Origin of the sequence: Sphingobacterium hungaricum, from assembly GCF_015210005.1 — a bacterium.
Taxonomy (GTDB): Bacteria; Bacteroidota; Bacteroidia; order Sphingobacteriales; family Sphingobacteriaceae; genus Sphingobacterium; species Sphingobacterium hungaricum.
Genome location: NZ_MU158698.1, coordinates 558,536 through 583,817 on the forward strand (window position 1 = coordinate 558,536; position 25,282 = coordinate 583,817).

A 25,282-nucleotide genomic window follows, 5' to 3' on the forward strand; every position below is an offset into this window, starting at 1 on the left:
CTATTTTGTATCATATTTGTCCGCATAACAATTCCAAATCGGTTGATTTTTTATAAAAAAACCTATGTATCTTTGTATAAGATGAATGTAAGTAGTTTATTAGAAAGGGCGCTCAACTTCGAATTTCTGAGCAAAGAGGAAGGTATTTTCTTATACCATGAAGCATCAACAGCTGATTTAGCTTATGTGGCCAATGAATTAAGAAAAATTCAAGTTCCTCACAATAAAGTCACTTGGCAGATTGACCGAAATGTCAATACGACAAACGTCTGCATCGCCAATTGCAAATTCTGCAATTTCTTTCGCAGACCGGGACATGATGAAAGTTATATCACCGACATCGAAACCTACAAGCAGAAAATTGAAGAAACCTTTAAATTCGGAGGAGACCAATTGCTATTGCAAGGAGGCCACCATCCTGACCTAGGTTTGGCTTTCTACAGTGATTTATTCAAACAGTTAAAAGATTTATACCCAGATTTAAAACTTCATTCGTTAGGACCTCCTGAAATTGCACATGTTGCAAAATTGGAAGGCATGTCTCATATAGACGTATTGACCAAATTGAAAGAAGCTGGCTTGGATTCTTTGCCTGGAGCTGGAGCTGAAATATTAAATGACCGTGTCAGACGGTTGATATCGAAAGGAAAATGTGGCGGACAAGAATGGTTAGATGTGATGCGCGCAGCGCATAAAATCAATCTGCCGACATCAGCAACGATGATGTTTGGTCATATCGAAACCATCGATGAACGTTTTGAACATTTGGTTTGGATTCGAGAAGTACAATCTGAAAAGCCAGCAGATGCTTATGGATTTGTCGCCTTTATTCCATGGCCGTTTCAGGATGACGGCACTTTACTAAAACGCTTACGTGGCATCACCAATGATGTGACCGGAGAAGAATACATTCGCATGATTGCGCTTAGCAGAATCATGCTACCAAACGTCAAAAACATCCAAGCTTCATGGTTAACCGTGGGTAAAGCTACTGCTCAATTGTGTTTACACGCTGGCGCGAACGATTTCGGGTCGATTATGATTGAAGAGAATGTAGTTTCTGCCGCAGGAGCTCCTCACCGATTCACGTCCAAATCCATCCAATCAGCGATAACGGAAGCAGGTTTTGAACCGCAGCTGCGTACACAAACTTATAAATTCAGGGAAATTCCTGAATCAATGGTCGAGCAACTTATCGATTACTAAGGAAATTGAAAGCAGCGCTTTTACATATCGAAGCGATACTATTCGCCAATGAAGGTGGTTTAGCGCTGCAAGATGTATTGCACGTGGCAAATCATGCGTTTGATGAAGTAATTTCAAAAAATGAGCTAATCGGCTATCTTGAGCAGATAAAAGAAAAATACGAAGCTGAAGAGCATATTTTCAGCTTGCATGTCTTCAATGGGCATTATCAGTTTTTAACAAAAGAGGAATATCATCCGACCCTACAGCATTTAGAGGCCTATAAGGACAATCGTAAATTAAGTCAGGCTGCATTGGAGACCTTATCCATCATCGCTTATCGACAACCCATTACCAAATTGGAAATCGAAGAAATCCGAGGTGTAAATTGTGATTACTCTGTTCAGAAGCTTTTAGAAAAGAACCTCATCCAAATTCAGGGAAAGGCGGAAACCGTTGGAAAACCCATCCTATATGGGACAAGCCAACAGTTCATGAATCACTTCGGTCTTAAAGATGTTAGCGAACTTCCTCAGCTTAAAGATTTAGTTACAGCCGAAAATAGCATCGGAGAAGCCGAAGAATAATTTTTAACCTCCAATTACAAGGATTTGTAAGTAATTGATTTACAAATATTTTTTTTTCAAAAATAATTTTCTTTTTCTAAGAACTTCTCTAATTTTACTTTAGAAAAACATACACGGTATTTTTATTAAAACAAAACAGATTTATTATGCAAAGTGTTGAAAATGTGGTTTTAGATGAGGAGCAGGTATTCAATTTCAATGGTCCCGAGGATGATTCAGATGACATTTACGAGGATGATTTTGATTTAGAGGAAATCGACTCAAGCGGGGATTTTGACGATGACGACTTTTAATCTAAGCTGAAAGGCAAAATCAATCGTACACAAAAAAGACGGCTTTAAGCCGTCTTTTTCATTTACTTCTTATGTAAAAGTTCGTAGAGGTCAATTATCTTTTTTTGCAAATCGATAACTTCGACTTCTCTAACTTGTAGTAACTTATTCAACTCGATGACTTCATCCTGAAAAAGTCTTTCTTCTTCTACGTCTGAAGTGGAAAGTAGCTGAACAAGTGAAATACCAAATAATTTTGATATTTGGTTTAACCTAGATAAATTGACATCGGTAATACCGGTTTCAATTTTTGAAAAAGCTGGAATGGAAATGTCCAAACGCTTTGCGACATCCTCTTGACTCCACCCCTTTTGGTGCCTAAGTAGTCTGATTTTTTTTCCTAATGCATTCATTGGTAAATTAATTAATTAAACCAAATTTATAAAATAAATATGATATAAAAAAAATATTTTAGGTTATAATTAAATAATTTTTAAAAATTTATCTGCAAAGCTCACCATATTAACCCCACTGTAATTACTAGAACTCATAAATAAAAGGTTGTACCCATTTGATTTAAAGCCTTCTAGGAATTTTTCGAGCTCATTCACATCCGTAATAACTTTGAATGCTTCGTGGTTAAAAATCGGCTGAAGTTTTTCCGTAATATTGCCTAATAATTTATTATTTTCCTTCAAAGCATTTGCGCCTATAAACACCACCGCAAAATCGGATTCCGTCATGCTATTTTGGTATTGTTGCAAAAAATCTTCGTTCAAACTTTCGTAAGCATTCAATTCAATAATCGTCACCAACGCTTGATTCGGGAACTGTTCTTTTACGGCATGGATGCTTGACTTCAATTTACTTGGCGTGTGAGCAAAATCTTGGTATACTACACTTCGTGAATTGCTTGCCACTAATTCCAAATACCGTATCGAGCTTTTGAAATCCTTGATGGATTGATAAAATTCCTCACGAGTAACTCCTAACCATTCACATACGGTGTATGCTCCCGCAATATTCGACAAATTATGCTTTCCGAAGACTTTTAGAGGAACGTCTTCGTTGTTCAAATGCAAATACGTAACACCTTTATTAATGGTATATTCCGGCAGTTTGTAGCCATGACGATTGATTTTGCAATCAGATGTCTGCTCAACGATTTTTTTCAATTTCGCGTTATCCTTATTGTAAATCAGCGTGCCTTTTGGAACGATTGTACTGATAAAGGATTCGAACTGCTTATAATAATCTTCTTCTGAAATAATGGTTCTAAAATTATCCCATTCGACACCACTTATCAAAGCAATATTCGGATTGTAAAATAAAAATTTTGACCGATTATCGATGGAAGAAGCAAAATACTCATCCCCTTCAATCAAAATCAATTCTGCCGAAGGCGTTAATTTTATCAATGAATCAAAACCTTCCAAATGCGCACCGACTAGGTAATCAAAATCACGGTTCAATTTCTTCAGCACGTGCATAATCATGCTCATGATGGTCGTCTTGCCATAAGTTCCGGCAATTACCACGCGGTTTTTAGTAAGGCTCTGCTGATAAACGAATTCTGGGAACGAATAGATTTTAATCTTCAGTTCTTGAGCACGTAATAATTCAGGATTATCGGCTTCGGCATGCATCCCCAAAATCACTGCATCTAAATCCTCAGTGATTCTGTCGGTATCCCAACCTAATGAAGGAGGCAATAAATTGGCATCAGCCAACCTTGAACGCGAAGGCTCCAAGATTTGGTCATCCGACCCAGTTACTTGATGCCCTTGTTCGGCTAATGAAATAGCCAAATTATGCATCACACTCCCACCTATCGCTATAAAATGAATTCGCATCTGCTACTAATTAATAAACTTTGCCGAACACCAATTATCCAGCACCTTTTTTTCCACAAACCTAAGACCCAATTCTTGCGCTTTGGCTTGTAAAATCGCCAAATCTTCGGCTTCATAGAAACCGCTGATGTACAGTTCACCATCTTGATTCAAACATTTTTTGTACGAATCAAATTGATTTAAAAGTATATTTCTGTTAATGTTTGCCAAAATAACATCAAACTTCAAACCTTCAATGACTTCTTTGGAACCCAATGAAGCTTTCATATTCTGAATTCCATTAAGTGCTGTATTTTCCTCTACACTAGCAACACAGATTTCGTCATAATCGACTGCCAAAACTTGCTTTGCTCCTTTTTTCGAGGCCAGAATACCCAAGATACCAGTTCCGCAACCCATATCTAATACATCCTTTTGCGAAAAATTGTTTTCTAAAACAAAAGATAGCATCATCGATGTGGTTTGATGATGGCCTGTTCCAAAAGACATTTTAGGGTCAATGATGATTTCGTAGGGAAATTCTGGTTTGGGTTCGTGGAAAGTTGCACGAACGTAACATTGCCCGTCAACTACGATTGGATTAAAGTTGCTTTCCCATAATGTATTCCAGTTTTGGTCTTCCAAATCCTGGATTGCATAATCAATAGAATAGCCTTCCGACTCTTGCAATAAAATAGTCTCTAAACTTTGAATAGACAGATTTCCTGTCGGAATGTATCCGACGAAGCCATTTTCTGCATCTTCAAATGTATCAAATCCGACTTCAGCCAAAGACGCTATAAGCAAATCTTTCTGCCATTCTTCAATAGAAGAAGTCGTAAAGGTAACTGCGGAATATTTCACTCGAATTAAGAATTAAAAACTTTTACGATTTCTATGAAATCGCGCGATTTCAATGATGCACCGCCAATTAGGCCACCATCAATATCTTTTTGAGAGAACAAACTTTGAGCATTCCCTGGGTTTGCACTTCCACCGTATAAAATAGATGTATCGTCAGCAATAGCTTGTGTATACTGCTTTGCAATTTCTTCTCTAATGTAAGCATGAACTTCCTGTGCTTGTTCAGGAGACGCCGTTAATCCAGTTCCGATAGCCCAAACAGGCTCATAAGCAATAATTACGTTTTTAAATTCTTCTTCGGAAAGATGAAAAACTCCCTCTTGCAATTGTTGTTTCAGCACTGCAAAAAATTCACCTGACTCACGCTCTTCTTTCGTTTCACCGATACAGAAGATTGGCTTCAAGCCATGTTTTAATGATGCATTAACTTTTTCAGCTAATAAAGCATTCGTTTCGCCGAAATAAGCTCTGCGCTCTGAATGCCCTAAAATGACATGCGTAACACCAACGGATTTTAATTGGGCTCCTGAAATTTCGCCCGTGTAAGCTCCAGATTCTGCTTGATGCATATTTTGAGCACCAACATGTACATTCGTTACTGTATTAGACAGTTTGCTTAAACTTGAAAGATGGATGAATGGGCTACAAACCACAATTTCTTGATTTCCTACCACTTCATCTTTGACCATATTGACGATTTCTGAGAACAAGCTCAATCCATCTTCGTAACCTAGATTCATTTTCCAGTTTCCAGCAACAATGTTTTTACGCATAATTATTATTTTAGTGTTGATTTAAATTCTTTTCTATTTTCTTTAGCCTGCTCAAATACAGCCTTTAAAATTAATGTTTTTTCTTCGTTTAGAAAATTTCCAGTAGCTTTTCCTCTTCTTTCCAACATGTTGACAAATTTTTGCCAGTCGTAAAGTTCGTCTTTTTGATTGGTCAGCCAAGTAAAATCTGACACAAATCTTGGTACATATTCCAAAAGAGCCAACTGAACCCCAGCGCCAATTACCGTACCTGTTGTAAATGAAGACTGTATACCGCAAAATGAAAAATCTCCCATAATCATTCCGCATTTCAGCAAATGGGTGTCGCGGAAATTTTGTTCCGTATAGGAATACAATGTAACGGTTTTCCAGTCATTTCTTAAATTCGAATTCGTCGAGCCCGCGCCGAAGTTACAATACTGACCGATTACCGCACAACCCAAATAGCCATCGTGCCCTTTTGCAGAATCTCCCCAGATTACCGTGTTATTCACTTCTCCAGCAATGGTGCTTCCATTCCCAACCGTAACATTCGGATAAATCTTACTTCCCATCTTTACCTTTGAACCCTCTCCTATTGCAATCGGGCCTTTTAGAAAAGAGCCCTCTTCAATCACGGCATTTTTGCCGATGTAAATCGGTCCGCTTGTCGTGTTTAAGGAACAATTCTCCATCGAAACGTTCTCCTCGACAAACAAATCATTGCCTAGCACCACATTCGTCGCGGAAATGTCTTTTGAACTACGAGCGTTGGTAATCAATTCGAAATCGAGCTTTATTTGCTCAGCATTATACAAGAAAATATGTTCGGGATGTTCTATTCTTTTTACTTCCCCTTCAAAATCTACCTTTGTGAAAGAATCCAACAGATTCTCAGCATTAGGAAATTCCTTTCTATCTGTCCGATATGCAAGCCATTCGTTTTGGAAAACTAGAACTTCCGAAATCTTTAACTGGGTTAATGCTTCCACGAATTCAGGACTAGGCAAAAAATCAGCACGGATAACCAAAAATTCATTGCTTTGTGAATTTGGAGCAATAAATGCGTTTTGAAGGTAATCTTCTGTCAAAAATGAGCTGTTTGTTTGAAATAATCTACTCCATTTTTCATCTAATGTCAAAATCCCAACCCGCAGATTACCAACGGGTCTTGTCGCAACAAGAGGCAATAAATTTGAACGCCAAGGCGCTCGGTCAAACAAAACAATCTCTACGGACATAACGATAAAACTACGCAAAAAATCCCGATAAGCTAAGCGTATCGGGATTTTCATCTACTTTTAAAAAGTAATTATTTTTTGTTGTAACGAGTACGGAATTTATCAATACGTCCCGCTGTATCAACTAACTTCATTTTACCAGTGTAGAATGGGTGTGAAGTGTGAGAAATCTCTAATTTCACCAATGGATATTCATTGCCATCTTCCCAAGTAATCGTTTCTCTGGTATCAACACAAGATTTAGTAATAAAAGAATATTCATTAGACATATCTTTAAAAACTACTAATCTATAATTTGATGGATGTAAATCTTTTTTCATTTTATATTGTAATTACGTATATTCAACAATCGAGGTGCAAAGATAATTTATTTTTGTATCATTTACAAAATATTAAAAAAATTAAGTTTTCAAACTTTGCTTAGCCCCTCTATTTGCAAATCGCAGGTTTAAATATAACAATATATTTTAAATTTCACCAACAAAACAACCTTGTTAAGCAGTTAATTTCCTATTTTTGCAACTTATTTTATTAGGTAAAAATCATGAGTACTGTATTATCTGAACAGGAACAACAACGCAGGCAAAATCTTCAAGCCATCAAAGATTTGGGCATAAACCCTTTTCCAGCTGATGAATTTAAGGTTAATGCGAACGCAAAAGACATTTTAGAAAACTACGATAGAGATAAGTTAAATTATAAGAACATTCAATTGGCGGGCCGTATTATGAGCCGTCGAGTAATGGGTAATGCTTCCTTTATCGAATTGCAAGATGCTACGGGCAGAATTCAAGCCTATGTAAAGCGCGATGATATTTGTCCTGGAGAAGATAAGACGTTATACAACACGGTTTTCAAGAAACTTTTGGATATCGGCGATATCATCGCTGTGGAAGGTTATGTATTCACAACCCAAACAGGTTCAATCTGTATCCACGTAGAAAAATTGCATTTGCTGACAAAAGCATTACGCCCTTTACCAGTCGTAAAAGAAGCTGATGGAAAAACCTTCGATGCATTTACTGACCCTGAACAACGCTATAGAATGCGTTATGTGGATTTGATTGTCAATCCTCAAATCAAAGAAACTTTTGTTAAAAGAACAAAACTATATACGGCAATGCGCCAGTTTTTTAACGAAGCTGGATATATGGAAGTCGAAACGCCGGTTTTGCAATCCATCCCTGGAGGTGCTTTAGCGAGACCATTTAGTACGCACCACAATGCATTGGACATTCCATTGTATTTGCGCATCGCGAATGAATTGTATTTGAAAAGACTGATTGTCGGTGGTTTTGAAGGTGTTTATGAATTCTCGAAGAACTTCAGAAATGAAGGAATGGACAGAACACACAACCCAGAATTTACCGTAATGGAAATCTATGTAGCTTATAAAGACTACAATTGGATGATGGACTTTACTGAGCGTTTGTTGGAATACTGTGCGACTGAAGTCAATGGTACGACAAAAGCAGTATTCAACGACCAAGAAATAGATTTTAAAGCGCCTTTCCCTCGGGTTTCCATGACTGAAGCCATCAAAAAGTTTACTGGCTTTGACATTACTGGAAAATCAGAAGATGAGATTCGCAAAGGAGCGCTGGAAATGGGAATTCCTGTCAACGAAACAATGGGAAAAGGAAAACTAATCGATGAGATTTTTGGCGAGAAATGTGAAGGTAATTTTATCCAGCCGACATTTATTACGGATTATCCGGTAGAAATGTCTCCATTGACCAAAAAGCATCGGGAGCATCCTGAGTTGACGGAGCGTTTTGAGTTAATGGTTTGTGGTAAAGAAGTTGCCAATGCGTACTCAGAATTAAATGACCCAATCGACCAACGCGAACGTTTTGAAGAACAATTGAAATTATCTGAAAAAGGAGATGACGAAGCGATGTTCATTGACCAGGATTTCTTAAGAGCGTTGGAATATGGCATGCCTCCAACTTCAGGATTAGGAATTGGAATGGACCGCTTGATTATGTTCCTGACGAATAATCCTTCAATCCAAGAAGTATTGTTTTTCCCTCAAATGAGACCTGAGAAAATTGCTAAATTGGATTCTATTGAAGATTACGTCACGGCCGGAATTCCATTGGAATGGGTTCCAGCAATCCAAAAAATGGGCTTCAACACAGTTGCATCTTTAAGAGAGGCAAATCCGAATAAGGTTTTCAATGATTTGGGCGGAATGCGCAAAAAATTAAAATTAGACTTAACGATGCCGAGTAAAGACGAAGTTCTAGCTTGGTTCAACTAAATAAACAAGGAATAGAAGATGGCGCTTTATGAAAATAAATCGCCATTTTTTCTACATGCAATTATTGCCGATAGCCATTATAAACCTCATGGCTGTTGGGTTAAAAAAAGATGAAGGTTTTGTTTTTGCAACTGATAACAATGAAAAAATTACTTTTCTTATTCTTATTGCTTTCTTCCAATGCATTCGCTCAGCGCAATTTAAACATTGAAGAAACAGTCTTTGGCCCAAGAACCTATGCCGTACAAAATCTGCTGAGTACCGCATGGATTCCTGAAAGCAATACCTTCACCTATTTAGATGCGACTTACCAAAACTTGATGCAACGCTCTGCTACATCTTCGTGGAAAGAAGAAGTATTAATTAGCAAAGCTGATTTGGAGAAAATTCTCAAAGAAAAATTTTCTGGCAAAGAGATTTCTTTGCGCATATTTCCTTACGATTATAATTGGCTGGACAAGCAGACTATCAAGTTTACGGTAGAAACTGAAGAGTCGACTTACTATGTCCATTATGCTACGGATACAAAAACAATCAGCAATTTTATAGAAGCAACGAATAAAGGCACGAATCAAGAGCTGACTTCAGACTATTCTAAAGTGGCTTACTTAGTCGGTCAGAATATTTCAATCGTCGACAAGCAAGGTCAAGTGACAGAAGTAACTTCGGATACCATCGACGGAATTGTTAACGGTTCGGACTACACCCATCGTCAAGAATTTGGCATCAATAAAGGAATGTGGTGGAATGAACAAAATGATAAACTAGTTTATTATCGCAAGGACGAGACAATGGTTACAAACTATCCGTTAATCCAATGGGAAGAACGCGTGGCTACGGTGAAAAACGTCCGCTATCCGATGGCGGGAATGAAAAGCGAGGAAGTAACTTTGGTGATTTATGATACGAAGACAAAGCAAAAAATTACGTTGCAAACCGGCGAACCAAAAGAACAATACCTTACTGCTGTTAATTGGGACCCTTCTGGCGAATTTATTTATGTTGGTGTTTTAAATAGAGAACAAAATCATTTAAAATTAAATCAATATGCGGCTAAGGATGGTTCATTTGTAAAAACTTTATTTGAAGAGAAATCCACGACATGGGTAGAGCCTCAACATCCTTTGGTTTTCTCTCCGAAAAACAAAAATGAATTTATTTATCAGTCGGATAGAGATGGATTTAATCAGCTTTACTTATTCAATACGGACGGTAAACTACTTAAATCATTAGGATTTGAACAGACGGTGGTTTCTGATTTTATTGGCTTCACAGCTAAAGGAGAAAGCGTGCTGTATTCGGGAGTTACCAACAACGGCTTAGATAGACAGTTATTTGAAGTCAATCTAAAAACAGCGAAAACAAAACAGCTGACAAAAGATTCAGGAACCCACTCTGCGAAATTGAATACGACTGGCACTTACATTTTGGACCAGTACAGCAATTTGACAACGCCAAATAACATTCAGGTTCTCGATGTTAAAAAAGGAACTTCTACCGAAATCTTGAAAGCTGGAAATCCATTTGTAGGAAAGATTAACAATCCGAAAATTGAATTTGTAGAACTACAGTCTGCTGATGGCGTAACGCCATTAACTGGTCGCATCATTTATCCAAGCGATTTCGACCCGAACAAAACATATCCGGTTATGTATTACTTATATGGCGGTTCACATTCGCAATTGGTGACTAATCGTTGGTTAGGTGGAGCAGGATATTTCGATATCTACATGGCACAGCAAGGATATATCGTTTTCAGTATGGATAATCGCGGTACGGATGCACGCGGAAAAGCTTTCGCATCGGCTACACATCGTCAATTGGGTCAGGCAGAAATGCAAGACCAATTGAAAGGGATTGATTTTCTGAAAAGCAAGTCTTTCGTAGACCAATCTAAAATGGGAATTTTCGGATGGAGCTTCGGCGGATTTATGACGACCTCCTTTATGGTTCATCATCCAGATATCTTTAAGGTGGCCGTCGCTGGTGGACCCGTAATCGATTGGAAATACTATGAAGTGATGTATGGCGAACGCTACATGGATACACCGCAAGAAAATCCGGAAGGATACAAATTGACTTCCCTAGAGGACAAAGCGGATAAACTAAAAGGCCGTCTTTTGATTATTCATGGCGCACAAGACCCAGTTGTTGTTCAGCAAAATAGCATGCAATTTATTCAAGGCGCTATCAAAGCCGGCAAGCAAGTCGATTATTTCTTGTATCCATCGCACGAACATAATGTATCTGGAAAAGAGCGTGTTCACATGTACCAGAAGATTGCTGATTATTTTGGGGATGCTTTACGCGGTAAGCTATAAGCTTTAGGCAAATTTATTTAGAAAAAAAAAGCATTTAAAACCCTAATCCTAAGTCAATGATGTTGACTTAGGATTAGGGTTTGTTGTTTGTTATTCATTTATGGAGAAGCTGAATCAGTATTTCTTTTCCTAGACTTTTTGGAGTAATTGAATGGAAATTATTTAACCAATAATTTACTATACCTAAAACCAAATATATCTTTTTTTTAAAAGGCTGTTTTTCAGTCAACTAAATTCCTGCAAAAATTTTAAAATCTAAACGCTTTCATATATATTTGATTTACAATCGAATATCGAAAGACATAAAAATATTGGCAAATTAGAATTTTAACAAAAATCGATTTTTAGATTCCAAGAATAAATATCATTTACGAACATATTATTCAAATGAAACATCAGAAACTTTTAGCATTCATATTTTCAATCCTTCTGTCGCCAGCTGTGTTTGCTCAAACCAACCTACCAATTGTAAAAGCAAATTCAACACGTGTGGATATTAGAGAGGATAATGAATTAAATAGAAATGTGTGGAAAATTGAACCAAACTTGAAACTAGATATCTTTTCGACTTCTGCTAAAGATGTTACTTTTTATACAGATATTGATTCAATAGCATTCAAAATTGAGCCTAAAAAAGAATACGATTTCATTATCTTATTAAATGGTAAAGATACGGCAAGAACCCAAATAAAACATATCCCATCGAGGCTCGATATTTTAAAAGAAGCAGAAAAATACGACTATTCAGACAATCGATTTTTCCCAAAATTCGAATATGAATCGCTCGATAATCCCGATCTCCAAAAATTAAGGCAAGATTTTAAATTAGATTCTATCGCTGGAAAAGGGTCAGAACTGTCTCAAATTTTTAATTTATTGCACTGGTTGCACGATTTAATTAAACACGATGGTAGTTTGGAAAATCCAACTTCCAAAAATGCTATTGATTTAATAGAAGTATGCAAGATTGAAAATAGAGGCTTGAATTGCAGGATGTTGGCAACTATTTTAAACGAATGCTATTTATCGATGGGAATTAAGTCAAGACATATAACATGCATGCCTAAAGAAATGCAGTTTGATGAATGCCATGTTATCAATTCCGTTTACAGCAAAGAGTTACGAAAGTGGATTTGGATAGACCCAACTTTTGATGCCTATGTTATGGACGAAAAAGGAAACCTCTTGGGGATACAAGAAGTAAGAGAAAAATTGATTAACGGAGAGCCCTTGGTTCTTAATGCAGACGCGAATTGGAACAGGGAACATTTACAAACAAAGCAGGAATACCTCAATAAATATATGGCAAAAAATTTGTATCGCTTGGAAGCAATCTTATTTAGCACGTATAATACAGAAACAAAGATGAGCAGTAAAGAGCTAACATACGTTGAGTTATTGCCATTAGATGGATTAAACCAAACCCCACAAAAGAAAGAACAAACAAACAATTCTACTGGAATGAAATATACATTTTATAAAACTAATAATCCAGAGTTGTTTTGGGCAAAGCCTGAATAGGTTTTTAAAAAAGTATATGGATTTATCCGAAATAATGCCCTAGCGTACATTGATAAATTAGTCCAGAAATTAAATTTTATCTACTCTTGCTAATCTTTAGTTGAAAGATAGTTATCCATTGGAATAAAAAGGTTTTGTATAGGTATTTTGCTTATATTGAAAATTTACAAAGTAATTCGACATAAATATATAAAGTATATGAAAGCGTTCAATCTTTTCGTGATATGTTCACTTATTATTTGCTCATCGTGCAAAAAGGATAGTCCCAATTCTAACACAAGCGTTCTAAAACTAGAATTTGTAGCCGGTTCAACTATTCAAAATAGTTCATCGAGCACCGATGAAGTGATTGCTACGTTGAATATCAAATCCTACAATGCGCATACTGGTGAGCTTATATTTGACAATATAGGTCGAGAACAATTAGAAGAAGCGATAGCGCAAGGGTCTAAAGTAAATGTGTATGCTACTGGGGATTCTCCCCTGTTCACACTAAAGGTTGCTTCCTCTTTGCTTAGCGTTCTTTACAATGAACCTGTCCTTTATTATTCATTAATTGACAACAGCATGATTGATGGGGCGACCACTGAAAAAAACAAATGGTACATCTTAAGCGGATACTCAACCGGTAAAATATTAGCATCAGAAACTATTACAAATCCTGAGCAATTAGCGAATTTTAAAAAAATAGAAGCTAATTGGGATTTATTTATTGATGAGTTGAAACGGACAGGCAGATACATTAATTAGATGACAAACTGCCATCATCAAGCAGTAATTTGTGCTTAATTCTAATCGATTTCAGCATTAGTTAATTTTAATTTTTTTTTATATAAATGCTTTTGTTTATCAAAGCATAGGCACAAAGAAAGAATGTTAAATTGATTAACTATATATTTTTGTTTCCCAATTAGGAAATTTTGTATCTTTGATTAACTGTATAATGAATCCAAATTTAATGTTGATTTTTTGCCAGAAGCAGTTGAATTTCTGAATAATCTCGATGCTAAAACTAGAGAAAAAATTTATTATAACATTCGGAAAGCTCAGTACATAAACGATAAAGAACTTTTTAAAAAAATCAGTGACTTTATTTGGGAATTTAGAACGTTGTACGAAGGCAAGAACTATCGGCTTTTTGCATTTTGGGACAAAATAGACAGAAAAGAAACGTTAGTGGTAGCAACACACGGAATTTTAAAAAAGACTCAAAAGGCGCAGGCAAAAGAACTTAAAAAAGCTGAAGAGATAAGAAAACATTATTTAGAGAATAAGGCAAAGTAATTTTTTATGGAAAACATCAAATTTAAAACTGTTCCGCTAGATTCAATGATTGACAAACATATTGGCAAGCGAGGGACTGACGACAGAGAACGATTTGAAAATGAGTTAAGAATAGAGTTATTAGGACAGGCAATCAAGAGAGCTAGACAGGAAAGAAATCTTACCCAAGAACAATTAGGCGAACTAGTTGGAGTTCAGAAAGCTCAAATCTCAAAAATTGAAAATAGCGTCAAAAATGCAAGGCTTGAAACTATATTAAAAGTTTTTAATGCCTTGGGTGCGAAAGTGAATTTTAACGTAGAATTAGACAGTAAAAGTTTAGTTTATTAAAAGACCTCTCGATTTGTCGAATGCCTGGTCACAATCTACTCAGCTCCCTTCTCTTTACTCCATCCATTTGGATACATAATGCTAAGTAAAACGGCTATTAGCAAAAAATTAAATTCCATCCCGTTTCTTCCACCTCCTACTACAAACCAGCCTTCTTGAAAATGTATCATCGCAATACCGGCGATTAAAATTAGTATAGTAATGATGCAGATGGGCTTTACCCATTTGTTCATCATCAACAGAATTGCACAGGCGATATGCGACAATTTAATCAGCCAGGCCAGGTACAATCCAATGGGTTCAAATCCTTGTGAATTAAGATACCCATTTCCAAAATCATTTACAGAACCTGTGACAAGTGATGGAATGCTATGTGCCAGCATAATCACTGCAACCGCAATACGCAAAATCAATGTATTCATATAAAATACTTTTACAAATTCCGACAGGAAAGGGCTTAGTGGTTTTCTTTATTCATGAAATAATGAGCTCAAGCTTAATCCCTAACTATCTGTCAAAACGAATTGACAATCAATTTAGGAAATAATTAACTGTATTGCAATTATTTATCCTAAAAAACCAATAAAGAAAAAAGCGAGTATCTATTCGAAATACTCGCCAATTTATTAAACCGCTCAATTAATCTTCACGGCTTCCGTCATCCGCCATCCGAACCATTTTAGGCTCAAATGTAGCAACAACATCCACCAGCTCCGTTTGAGCAGACATGACTTTGTGAATGTCTTTATAAGCCATCGGAGCTTCATCCAAACCTGCACCAATCAAAGTGACGTTATGGTCTTTCAGAATCGCTTTCATATCCGCTTTTGCGATAGTTTTAAAAGCTTGCGAACGGCTCATTTGACGACCAGCACCATGCGAAGCCGAATTAATCGAACTGACTTCTCCTTTTCCTCGCACCAAAAATCCTGGTGCCGTCATGCTTCCTGGGATAATTCCCATCACGCCTTTTCCGGCAGGGGTCGCTCCTTTCCGATGTACAATGACTTCTTCCCCGTCCAAGGTTTCTTTCCATGCAAAGTTGTGGTGGTTTTCGACTTTCGCAAGCACTTTTGCTCCAATGGCTTTTGTCAGGCGCTTATGAATAACCTCATGGCAAGCAGAAGCATAATCTCCTGCCAAATTCATGGCAATCCAATATTCTTGGCCTTCCGCAGTATTCAAGTCCAAATAAGCCAAATTAACAGCCTCTTTTGGAAGTTTGCAGATGCTTTTCGCCAATTTTGTGTATTGGTCTGCAATTGTTGCTCCCAGACCCCGAGAACCCGAATGTGTCAATAAAGCCACATACCGTCCTTTGTCTATATTCAGAACCCCATCTCGCTCCGCAAAATCGATAATTCCGAATTCAACAAAATGATTTCCGCCTCCAGAAGTACCTAATTGTGCCCAAGCTTTGCCATGCAATCGCTTAAGAAAGTCCGTAGAATTAAATGCTTCATCTTCCAGAACTTCATGGTCTGCACGTTCCTTGTCTTTAAAATTTTGTCCCGCACCAAACTTGGTATGGGCAATCAATTCACGTTTGTAAAAGGCGTCTTTTCCGAAATAATGTTTCTCTGGAATATCGAAAATGCTCAAAGCCATTCGACAACCAATATCAACGCCTACGCCGTAAGGAATAATCGCATTTCGAGTCGCTAAAACTCCACCTATAGGCAAACCATAACCTTGGTGCGCATCGGGCATCAACGAACCAGCCAGCGTGACTGGAAGTTTCATTGCGATATCCATTTGATCAGTTGCACCTTGCTCGATATAATCTGCTCCAAAAACTGTATAATTTTTCGAATTTTCAACCAAAGGAATGGTTTCATCGGAATTTATTTTATTTTCATAAAGAATTGCAGTTGCTAAATCTTTGAAAATTTCATCATCCAAAAAGCTTTCTGGATATTTTTTTACTTTCCTTACTAATGCCAACACTTCGCTTCCATCTTTCTCAGCAAAGTTATTTTCTATGATTTCAAGCGCCATTCCAAGGATTTTTCCTTCTGAAAAACCAACGTGTAAGAGGTGCTTTCCTGTTATTTTATCTTTCATTGTACATTTAATTTTTATAGAGCTCTTCTCTTATTTCTACGAGAATACTTTCCAGTATTTGTTTACTTGGTTGTTCTTGAAGTTTGCTTTTTTCAAACTCTTGATCTATTTCCTTTTTCAACTTTTCTGCTAAGTTCAGAATTTCATCATATTCGAATTCTCCATTTTTTATAGCTAATAATTCTTTTCTATTCGGTCTTTTAATTTCAACTTTTCCCTCCTTAAAAATCTCTAAACAAATTTGCAAAAGCCGAATAGTATGCATCATATTTTTTGCATCATAATCCTTACCATGCCTTTTATTCAAGCTATACCGTTCATCATTTCTATTGTCAACCCATTCCCAATACTCTTGATATTTTTTGCAGTAGGTTGAATAACTTTCTTGATTGAAAAATAAATAAGCCACATAATTTTCTTCTGGAGGAATCGATGAAAGAGATACCTCATTTGCTGTATCCTTATTGGTAATCCCTTTGTATTTAAAACGATTATCAACATCATAAAATAAAGCATACAGATTTTTACTGTTTGGAATTTTAGACAAGCCACATTTTGCATTTGAATATCCCCTTTCTGAAAGCCATTTTTTGGCTTTAATGGAAGAATAATTTTCGGTAATAAAACAGAAATCTAAAACACTCTTTTTTGTTTTCGCAATTGGATTTACAATTTTCTTTTTTAATCCTTTAGCTTTTTTAATCTGTGTTAACGCATATCCAGAAAACGTATCCTTACATAATTTTGACAACACGATATTCATCTTCACTTTATCAATCAATGAATGTTTGTATAAAATACATTCCTCAGGACTCGCCAAAATTTCAAGAATAGTAGGATTATTTTTTATCAATAAATCTACAAATCGCCCGATTTCATAATATACCTCATCATTGCTTTCATTAGATATTTGTGGGATATAAGTCAAACCAAAAAATTTTTCTTTTGGCAGATAAAAAATCCCTTTGATATCCGTGTCAGATTTTTCCGTATCTAAACCGTATGCTTTGCTACCACTGACGCATTCAAAAAGCAAAAGGTTATTTTCTTTGATATCCTTAATTGTCATGTTTTCTTAATGTTTCTATGAAGAACCTGTCTAAATTTTCAATATCAAAATATTGTTTTTCCATTTTTTTTGATTCTTTGGTGCAATATTCAAATTCATTATTAATATACTCTTTCAAATCAGAATCAATCTCAATCAACTGCCCCTCAGCTGAATTTGCTTTTAACTCAATTAGCTCATTGATCATGATTTGAAAGTTATCAGGCACCAATGTTAACAGTGGACTTATGTTCATCGGAGCAATTGTTTTTCTCTCCAAACACCATTTTGCAGAAAGCATTGAACGAAGTACATAGAAAAGCTTCTTTATCTTGATCTCATTCTCATTTCCAATAGTTTCCAAAGCATTATTTGCTATTCCCAAATAATGGTGAATATTTGATTTTTGATTAAAATAAAATTGGCAAATATTCCACAATTCATCTTTAAAACTCTCTGATTCCTGATAAATTATTGGAGATTGCAACCATTCAAAGGCTGTTGTATTGGACTTGCTTATAAGTTTAAGCACTTTTCTTAGATCCCAACCATTAATATCTAATTCATCATTAATAGGAAAATCTATCTGATCGCTATAATCTGAAACAGACAAATAAAAATTTGTCGTTCTTACATACATGAAACGAACATCAAAATCACTATCTGGCGAAGGAAATCCCCATCCTCTGCTTCCTGATTCGCAAGCAAAAAGGATTTTTATTTTATTTTCGAATGCTATTTCAGATAATTTAATTTCAATTATTTCTTTCATAATTTCTAATCTAATCCTCGGCAGGCCACATTCACCTGACCGAGGGCATCTAAATTTACTTGTTATTTTACAAAAATTTGCTTCAATTGATCGACGATCTGTCCGCTACCTGATAAACTGATTGTATTGATTTTTTCAGCAATCTTCTCAACATATTCCATCTCTTTCAATTTATACAACATCGCGTTATCTTCCATCAATTTCGCCGTATTCAACAAACTTCTTGTCGAAGCCGTTTCCTCTCTACGTGTAATGATATTAGCTTGTGCTCTTTTTTCAGCGACCAAAACTTGATTCATAATCTCCTTGACATCACCTGGCAAAACAATGTCCTTGACACCGCAATTCACTAATTTTACACCTAAAGCGGAAGCATTTTCAATTGTAGTGCTCATGACCATCTCTGCAATCTTCTCTTTCCCTTCCATCAACTCATCGAAAGTCATCAAGCCAATGCATTCTCTCAAAGCCAACTGAATCGTAATGTATAACTGTTTTTCGAAATCTTTATTCTCCAACAAAGCTTTGATGATATCCTCCACTTTGTATTGAACACTGAAATTCAATCTCAATTGCGCTTTGTCTTTGGTCAAGATTTCTTGCCCGATGATTTCCATCGTCAATTGTCTTGTATCCGCTTTTAAGACTTGAATCATGGTGCTGTTTTTCCAATACACATAATTTCCTGCATCCAAAACTGAATCGAATTTCCCATCGATAAACAACAAACCTTTTTCAAAAGATTCGATTTTATAAGCTCTAATGAAATTCAATAAAGGAGCCTTGTCTAACAAATTTTTGTTAATCGCTTGATCGATTTCAATCGAATCGGTATTTACTTTTACAAATTCATTTATTGACAATGCTTTCCAGATGACATGCCTTCCGGCAGTCAAAACGGATTTGAAATTTCCATTTTGGTAAACCAAAACCAATTCATTATCGCCAACTAAAATCAAGTCAATCAAATTGGTAAACTCATTATGTTGTAATAAACCATCCAATTCGGAATTAGTGAAATAATAGTCTTTGCTTAAATCATACAAAATGACTTTTTCTCCAAACCATAACCAGTGGTTTCCAGTTTTTAATACGCGCTTAAATTCTCCGTTTTTAAACACCAATCCAACATAATTGGTGTTAATTGTTACTCTTTTCATGTTAATGATGTTTAAAATGTATAACTCTTGTTTATTTCTCTTCTTTTAAAAAGCGTTGCGAAACACATTTATTTATGTTTTGCGGAAGCAAAAGCTGACCAAGCTGTGTTTAAAAATTAAATCTATTCGTTCCATTAAGCATAAAACTTGTTCAAGTTTTTCAGCCTCTGGATTAAATGAGTTGATTTTTAAATCAATTCTCTTTTTGCAGATGCCTGCAGAGCAAAACGCAAATTTGCTTTTCGGAATTAGAAAATCCTGAAGCCAAATGCATTTTCACAACGCTCATTCGGTGAACATTTGAAAAGTTGTTCTTCTTTGTAAAATAGTGTTTAAGACTATTCTATTGCATTACCATTTTGCTATTCCAAGTGGATTGGAAGCAGGATTCGAACCTGCATAGTGGTGTTGTATTCTAACCGACTGAACTATTCCGGATAAATCCGAAAGTGGGATTCGAACCCACGACCGCAACATTATGGACAAAACCTATATAATCTCTATCAGCATTTTCTTCGCTATCGCTCGAAAACTTCGGGGCTATTCAGAAACCCGCGACTTGGGATAAAATCTTATTTAGTATTGCCATCCCTTTCGGGATATCTTATTTATTTATTTGTAAATATGTATCAAAGAACATCTATCGACTTGCGACATTACAAAGATGCAACCCTAGTAACGCGACCGAATTGCGCACTAAAAATTAATTTCAACATAAATCACAATTAGCTGAAAATCAAATTAATAAATTTGATTTTTTACAAAAAAAATAGTAAAATAGTCTATGCTACGCAATTACATTGCGCAGTTTAAAATATACTCGTTATATTTAGTTGTGTTTTTACCAATCAATTTTATAATTCATTTCAAAACTGATAACTCATGGCTGTTAATAAATTAGCGCTTATTCGGTACAAGACCATTGATGACTGTCTAAAAAACCGCTTCAGAAAATGGACTTTAGAAGATTTGATAGAAAAAGTTTCCGAAACACTCTATGAGCTAGAAGGAATCACAACAGGCGTAAGCAAACGGACTATTCAAGCGGACATTCAATTGATGCGCAGTGATAAATTGGGCTACAATGCGCCGATTGTTGTCAAAGACCGTCGTTTTTATTCTTACGAAGATTTAAGCTATAGCATTACCAAAGCTCCAATCAATCAGTCGGATGTGGATAAAATGAAAGAAATTGTAGGTGTTCTCAAGCAGTTTAATGCATTCAACTATTTCGATGAAATGAGCGATATGATTGCACGTTTGGAAAACAACCTGTATAAATCCACCAAACAAACCGGCAATAATATTCAATTGGAAAGCAATCGCTTGGTTAAAGGATTAGAATGCATTCCTCCATTGTATCAGGCTATTTTAAGTAAAAGCGCATTATTAATAGAATACAAATCGTTTAAAGCGCAAATCGCAAACCAAGGGATTTACTTTCCATACATGCTGAAAGAATATAGAAATCGATGGTTTTTGATTTGCAAAGCGAAAAAGCGACCTGGAATTTTGAATCTGGCATTGGATCGGATTGTGGAATTTCAGGAATTGCCAAATGAACCATTTTATGCCTATGAAGGCGTTGATTTTGACAGATACTACAATGATTTAATTGGTGTGTCCAAAAGCGAAAGAGACCGTCCGCATAAGATAATTTTAGAATTTGCAAATGACCATGCGCCTTATGTGATTACAAAGCCCTTGCATGAATCTCAAGTCGTTTTAGGCAAGAACGAAAAAACAACCATGATACGAATTGATGTTGTTTTAAATTACGAACTGGAACGTGAAATTTTAGGTTTTGGAGAATGCGTCAAAGTACTTCACCCTCGACTTTTGATTGGAAGGATTAAAAGGCGCTTGATGGAAACTTGTAAGCTTTATGAAGAGAAAGCAGTCAGTTCAACTCCATAAAAAAGCGAGTATTCGTTATCAAACAAATACTCGCTCCATATGTAGAAGTTAATAAAAGGGTGAAATTACGCGATTGTTTCCGCTGTAGCTTTCTCATAACTGTCGTTATGAACCGCAGCAACAGCTCTTCCCGAAGGATCGTTCAAATTTTGAAATGATGCATCCCAAAGCAAAGCTTCTGGTGTACTGCACGCAACAGATTTCACAGAAGGAACTGTTTTCGCCGCTGCATCCGATGGAAAATGCGATTCGAAAATTGTTCTGTACAAAAATTCCTCTTTGTTTTTTGGCGGATTGATGGGATAACGCTCAGCCGCCGCAGCAAATTCAGCATCCGAAACCTTTTGCTCTGCTTGCTCTTTCAATGTATCGATCCAGCTGTAACCTACACCGTCCGAGAATTGCTCTTTTTGTCTCCATGCAATACTTTCTGGCAAGTAATCTTCAAATGCTTTACGCACGACCCATTTTTCCATCCGACCATTGCGAATCATTTTATCTTCAGGATTAATGGTCATCGCCACATCCATAAACTCTTTATCCAAGAAAGGAACTCGACCTTCAACGCCCCAAGCCGCTAGTGATTTATTCGCACGCAAGCAATCGTATAGGTATAGTTTTTTCAGCTTACGGACTGTTTCTTCATGAAATTCTTGTGCATTAGGTGCTTTGTGGAAATACAAATAGCCTCCGAACAATTCATCAGAACCTTCTCCTGAAAGAACCATTTTAATTCCCATGGACTTAATCACCCTAGATAACAAATACATCGGCGTCGAAGCACGAATAGTCGTCACATCATAGGTTTCTAAATGCTGGATGACATCGCGGATGGCATCTAAACCTTCCTGAATCGTAAAGTTAATTTCGTGATGGATTGTTCCGATATGATCTGCAGCTTTTTTTGCCGCGATTAAATCCGGAGCGCCTTTCAAGCCTACGGCGAAAGAATGCAGCTGTGGATACCAAGCATCCTCTTCATCGCCGGATTCAATTCGCTTAGAAGCAAACTTTTTAGTAACCGCCGCAATGACTGATGAATCCAATCCGCCCGATAGCAGTACTCCGTAAGGAACATCGGACATTAGTTGGCGATGAACGGCATCCTCTAAAGCTTTGCGCAATTTGGCAATATCTGTCTCATTTTCTTTCACCGCATCAAATGATTCCCATTCTCTGCTATACCATTTTTGAGGCTCTGCACTCTCCGAACTATATAAATAATGTCCTGGAGGGAATTGCTCAATAGTTGTGCAAAATCCTTCTAATGATTTTAATTCTGACGCAACAAATAATTGTTGGTTCTCATCACGTCCATAATACAATGGAATAATTCCCATATGGTCACGAGCGATTAAATAAGAATCGTTGCGCGCGTCATACAATGCAAAACCAAATATACCGTTCAAATCTTCAACAAACTTTGCCCCTTTTTCAAGATACAAAGCCAAAACAACTTCTGAATCCGATTGGGTAGCAAATTGGTAATTTGGTAAAGTCTCTCTTAATTCTTTGTGATTATAAATTTCTCCATTAACCGCTAGCACAACTTGCCCATCAGGACTGAATAAAGGCTGGCTGCCTGATTTTGGATCTACGATTGCTAAACGTTCATGCGCTAATATGGCTTTTTCTGAGCTATATATCCCAGACCAATCTGGTCCACGATGGCGAATGCGTTTTGACATTTCTAACACCTGAGGTCTTAAAATTTCTTCTTTTTGCTTTAAGTCAAAAGCTCCAACAATTCCACACATATAGTATACTTTGTAAATGATTTTAATTTCAACACTACAAAGAAAAGAAATAAATAATTAAATTCATAACATAATTTAAATTTTATTGCATTTTTTTTAAAAAAAATGACATTATATTACGATTTAAATACAAATATTAAGTTATTGTTATTAATCTGAATAAAAAAAAGGAATGAAAACATTCATTCCTTGAAAATATCGCAAACGCAAGATTTAAATGATGCCGTGCAAGGATGCTCCTTTTGCGCCCAACTGTTCTACACGTTTCTCTACAGTTTCATCTTTGATTAATGCCGGGGCATGGTGAGGTTTCGTACGCGCATCGATAATAAGCGGACCCTTGCATCCCCAATGTTTAAACTCCGTAAAGCTATCCACACCATAAATATCATATGCCGGATTGCTTCGAGTGAAGGTCACCCAGACAAAGTTATCGCTATTTTTAGCTGTAAATTCTGCATCGTCAGCCAAAACAATCAATTTAATTCCGTTCCAATCGGTATCGCGACATGCTTTTTTCCATTCCTCGACCTTCAGTTGCTCGGCCTCATAGGATTCAAATGCAACACCATCCAAAACCAAAACGCCTGGCAAGGCCAGTTTTGCATGCTGAAAAGGTCTAGGCAAATCGAATTGAGCTGTTATTTCTTTGAGCAAATCAACTTTCTTGTCTCCTACTGCCGCGAAAACTACTTTGGAACCGGCATTCAATCCGTCTCCAGTATAATCTAGCGTATCGATTGTTGTTTTTGTCTGGAAATGAACATCTCTAGTCCAATCAATGCGCTCAAGCATATGTGAAAGAAAACTTTCAACATCATGGATATTTAAAGCAGGGTTATCTTGTTGCGAAGCAATAAAAAGATATTTTGCTAAGCTCAATTGATTTTTTCCTAAAATCTGATTTGCAATCGTCAATAATTCCTGAGGACGCTCAACTTTCTGATAAGGCGTATAGCGCTCGCTTCCGATTGCGAAGAGCAAAGGGTGAACACCCGCTGCATCAACAGCATGAACTGCATGCAAGCCATTGATTTCTTTCGGAATCGCACTTCCTGTAATTTCATGAATCAACGCGCCAAAGCTGGTATCTTCTTGTGGAGGACGGCCCACAACTGTAAAAGACCAAATCGGATTTTGACGGTGATAGACTTTATGCACCTTCATCAGCGGAAATGGATGAACCAAACTATAATAGCCAATATGATCGCCAAAAGGCCCTTCTGGTTTATTTTCATTTGGATAGACCGTTCCGGTAATGACAAAATCTGCATCGGATGAAATGCAAAATCCTTCATCATCATAAAAATAACGAAAGCGTCGATTTCCTAGGGTTCCTGCAAAGATCATTTCTGATAAACCTTCGGGCAACGGCATTACCGCCGACAATGGATGCGATGGCGGACCACCTACGAAAATACTTACTTTCAATGGACGGCCTAACTCATTGGCTTTGGTTTGATGCACCCCGATCCCTCGATGCAATTGATAATGCAATCCGATCTCTTCATTCGGAATGTATTCATTTCCCGAAAGCTGAATACGGTACATGCCCAAATTAGCACCCATGATTCCTGGCTTATCCACGTCTTCAGAATAGACTTGAGGCATGGTCACAAATGCGCCGCCATCCATAGGCCAGTTTACGATCTGAGGCAATTCGGTAATTTTAGTCTGTCCATACAGAATCGGTGAGCCTGCCCGCTTTTTCCAAGGCAAAGCACCAAGAGCGACTAAGGAAGAACCCACGTAATTAAATGGATTTTTCAAAACGGACATGGGATCCATTTTCACATCAACCAATTTTTTGACGTGATCTAAGGTATCGCGGAACATAAATTTAGAACGGTCAAGCGTTCCGAACAGATTAGATACAGCAGGAAATTTCGAACCTTTGATGTTTTCGAAATACAAAGCCGGCCCTTGCTGATCATAAACCCGCATGTGAATGGCCGCCATTTCCAGATAAGGGTCGACTTCTTCTTTAATCCGTACTAAATGTCCATGTTTTTCTAAATCAGCAACGCAAGCTGCCAAACTTTTATATCCCATTTTTTGTTAGCTAATGATTACAAAAATAGCATAATATTTAATTAGGACGGGATTTCGGAT

23 protein-coding genes are annotated in these 25,282 nt (G+C 36.8%); 10 read left to right on the plus strand and 13 right to left on the minus strand.

Annotated features, from left to right (window positions below):
* Window positions 1-81 precede the first annotated feature (81 nt).
* The 3 genes from C4F49_RS05645 to C4F49_RS05655 all read left to right on the plus strand — a co-directional run bounded on the left by C4F49_RS05645 (window position 82) and on the right by C4F49_RS05655 (window position 2,065).
* Window positions 82-1,206 (plus strand): CofH family radical SAM protein, encoded by a 1,125-nt coding sequence (locus tag C4F49_RS05645; RefSeq protein ID WP_196934906.1) that lies wholly within the window; start codon window positions 82-84, stop codon window positions 1,204-1,206.
* A 5-nt stretch (window positions 1,207-1,211) separates the two neighbouring features.
* Entirely contained in the window at window positions 1,212-1,772 is a 561-nt protein-coding gene (gene scpB, locus C4F49_RS05650) for an SMC-Scp complex subunit ScpB (protein ID WP_196934907.1), read from the plus strand.
* Window positions 1,773-1,918: 146 nt separating this feature from the next.
* Complete coding sequence (locus C4F49_RS05655) at window positions 1,919-2,065, plus strand: hypothetical protein (RefSeq protein ID WP_196934908.1); 147 nt, start codon at window positions 1,919-1,921, stop codon at window positions 2,063-2,065.
* Between the two features lie 62 nt (window positions 2,066-2,127).
* Here the strand turns inward: C4F49_RS05655 and C4F49_RS05660 are convergent, their stop codons facing one another.
* From C4F49_RS05660 to C4F49_RS05685, 6 genes are all read right to left on the minus strand, one after another.
* Window positions 2,128-2,457: a helix-turn-helix domain-containing protein gene (locus tag C4F49_RS05660; protein ID WP_196934909.1), complete on the minus strand. Its 330-nt coding sequence runs from the start codon at window positions 2,455-2,457 to the stop codon at window positions 2,128-2,130.
* A gap of 69 nt (window positions 2,458-2,526) precedes the next feature.
* Entirely contained in the window at window positions 2,527-3,897 is a 1,371-nt protein-coding gene (locus C4F49_RS05665) for a Mur ligase family protein (RefSeq protein ID WP_196934910.1), read from the minus strand.
* 6 nt (window positions 3,898-3,903) lie between these two features.
* Window positions 3,904-4,740, minus strand: coding sequence for a 50S ribosomal protein L11 methyltransferase (gene prmA, locus C4F49_RS05670; protein ID WP_196934911.1), 837 nt, complete (start codon window positions 4,738-4,740; stop codon window positions 3,904-3,906).
* Window positions 4,741-4,745: 5 nt separating this feature from the next.
* Window positions 4,746-5,513: a triose-phosphate isomerase gene (gene tpiA / locus C4F49_RS05675; RefSeq protein WP_196934912.1), complete on the minus strand. Its 768-nt coding sequence runs from the start codon at window positions 5,511-5,513 to the stop codon at window positions 4,746-4,748.
* 5 nt (window positions 5,514-5,518) lie between these two features.
* A complete protein-coding gene (locus C4F49_RS05680; protein WP_196934913.1) occupies window positions 5,519-6,787 on the minus strand; it encodes a putative sugar nucleotidyl transferase in 1,269 nt (422 codons plus the stop codon).
* Between the two features lie 17 nt (window positions 6,788-6,804).
* Entirely contained in the window at window positions 6,805-7,053 is a 249-nt protein-coding gene (locus tag C4F49_RS05685) for a type B 50S ribosomal protein L31 (RefSeq protein ID WP_196934914.1), read from the minus strand.
* 224 nt (window positions 7,054-7,277) lie between these two features.
* On the opposite strand from C4F49_RS05685, the gene lysS reads away from it, so the two are divergent.
* From lysS to C4F49_RS05715, 6 genes are all read left to right on the plus strand, one after another.
* Window positions 7,278-8,996, plus strand: a complete 1,719-nt coding sequence (lysS, locus tag C4F49_RS05690) for a lysine--tRNA ligase (protein ID WP_196934915.1) — start codon at window positions 7,278-7,280, stop codon at window positions 8,994-8,996.
* Between the two features lie 140 nt (window positions 8,997-9,136).
* Window positions 9,137-11,317 (plus strand): S9 family peptidase, encoded by a 2,181-nt coding sequence (locus C4F49_RS05695; RefSeq protein WP_196934916.1) that lies wholly within the window; start codon window positions 9,137-9,139, stop codon window positions 11,315-11,317.
* A 387-nt stretch (window positions 11,318-11,704) separates the two neighbouring features.
* The gene (locus C4F49_RS05700) at window positions 11,705-12,838 is read left to right on the plus strand and encodes a transglutaminase domain-containing protein (RefSeq protein WP_196934917.1); all 1,134 of its coding nucleotides are present in this window, start codon (window positions 11,705-11,707) and stop codon (window positions 12,836-12,838) included.
* Window positions 12,839-13,036: 198 nt separating this feature from the next.
* Window positions 13,037-13,588, plus strand: coding sequence for a hypothetical protein (locus C4F49_RS05705; protein ID WP_196934918.1), 552 nt, complete (start codon window positions 13,037-13,039; stop codon window positions 13,586-13,588).
* Between the two features lie 219 nt (window positions 13,589-13,807).
* The gene (locus tag C4F49_RS05710) at window positions 13,808-14,122 is read left to right on the plus strand and encodes a type II toxin-antitoxin system RelE/ParE family toxin (RefSeq protein ID WP_231388216.1); all 315 of its coding nucleotides are present in this window, start codon (window positions 13,808-13,810) and stop codon (window positions 14,120-14,122) included.
* Window positions 14,123-14,128: 6 nt separating this feature from the next.
* Window positions 14,129-14,452 carry a helix-turn-helix domain-containing protein gene (locus tag C4F49_RS05715; RefSeq protein WP_196934919.1) on the plus strand — a complete coding sequence of 108 codons (324 nt, stop codon included), beginning with the start codon at window positions 14,129-14,131 and terminating at the stop codon, window positions 14,450-14,452.
* A 35-nt stretch (window positions 14,453-14,487) separates the two neighbouring features.
* On the opposite strand, the gene C4F49_RS05720 is transcribed toward C4F49_RS05715, so the two are convergent.
* The 5 genes from C4F49_RS05720 to C4F49_RS05740 all read right to left on the minus strand — a co-directional run bounded on the left by C4F49_RS05720 (window position 14,488) and on the right by C4F49_RS05740 (window position 19,496).
* Complete coding sequence (locus tag C4F49_RS05720; RefSeq protein ID WP_196934920.1) at window positions 14,488-14,874, minus strand: DoxX family protein; 387 nt, start codon at window positions 14,872-14,874, stop codon at window positions 14,488-14,490.
* Window positions 14,875-15,091: 217 nt separating this feature from the next.
* Window positions 15,092-16,516 carry an RtcB family protein gene (locus tag C4F49_RS05725; RefSeq protein ID WP_196934921.1) on the minus strand — a complete coding sequence of 475 codons (1,425 nt, stop codon included), beginning with the start codon at window positions 16,514-16,516 and terminating at the stop codon, window positions 15,092-15,094.
* Between the two features lie 7 nt (window positions 16,517-16,523).
* Window positions 16,524-17,585, minus strand: coding sequence for a DNA polymerase beta superfamily protein (locus C4F49_RS05730; RefSeq protein ID WP_196934922.1), 1,062 nt, complete (start codon window positions 17,583-17,585; stop codon window positions 16,524-16,526).
* Complete coding sequence (locus C4F49_RS05735) at window positions 17,575-18,336, minus strand: nucleotidyltransferase domain-containing protein (protein WP_196934923.1); 762 nt, start codon at window positions 18,334-18,336, stop codon at window positions 17,575-17,577. The genes C4F49_RS05730 and C4F49_RS05735 overlap by 11 nt, the downstream gene beginning before the upstream one ends.
* Window positions 18,337-18,398: 62 nt before the next feature.
* A complete protein-coding gene (locus tag C4F49_RS05740) occupies window positions 18,399-19,496 on the minus strand; it encodes a slipin family protein (protein ID WP_196934924.1) in 1,098 nt (365 codons plus the stop codon).
* A gap of 882 nt (window positions 19,497-20,378) precedes the next feature.
* Here C4F49_RS05740 and C4F49_RS05745 point away from each other — a divergent pair.
* Complete coding sequence (locus C4F49_RS05745; protein WP_196934925.1) at window positions 20,379-21,413, plus strand: helix-turn-helix transcriptional regulator; 1,035 nt, start codon at window positions 20,379-20,381, stop codon at window positions 21,411-21,413.
* Window positions 21,414-21,478: 65 nt separating this feature from the next.
* On the opposite strand, the gene asnB is transcribed toward C4F49_RS05745, so the two are convergent.
* Together asnB and C4F49_RS05755 are read right to left on the minus strand one after the other, a co-directional pair.
* Window positions 21,479-23,170: an asparagine synthase B gene (gene asnB, locus C4F49_RS05750; RefSeq protein WP_196934926.1), complete on the minus strand. Its 1,692-nt coding sequence runs from the start codon at window positions 23,168-23,170 to the stop codon at window positions 21,479-21,481.
* A 213-nt stretch (window positions 23,171-23,383) separates the two neighbouring features.
* The gene (locus C4F49_RS05755) at window positions 23,384-25,222 is read right to left on the minus strand and encodes a UbiD family decarboxylase (RefSeq protein WP_196934927.1); all 1,839 of its coding nucleotides are present in this window, start codon (window positions 25,220-25,222) and stop codon (window positions 23,384-23,386) included.
* Between the last annotated feature and the right edge of the window lie 60 nt (window positions 25,223-25,282).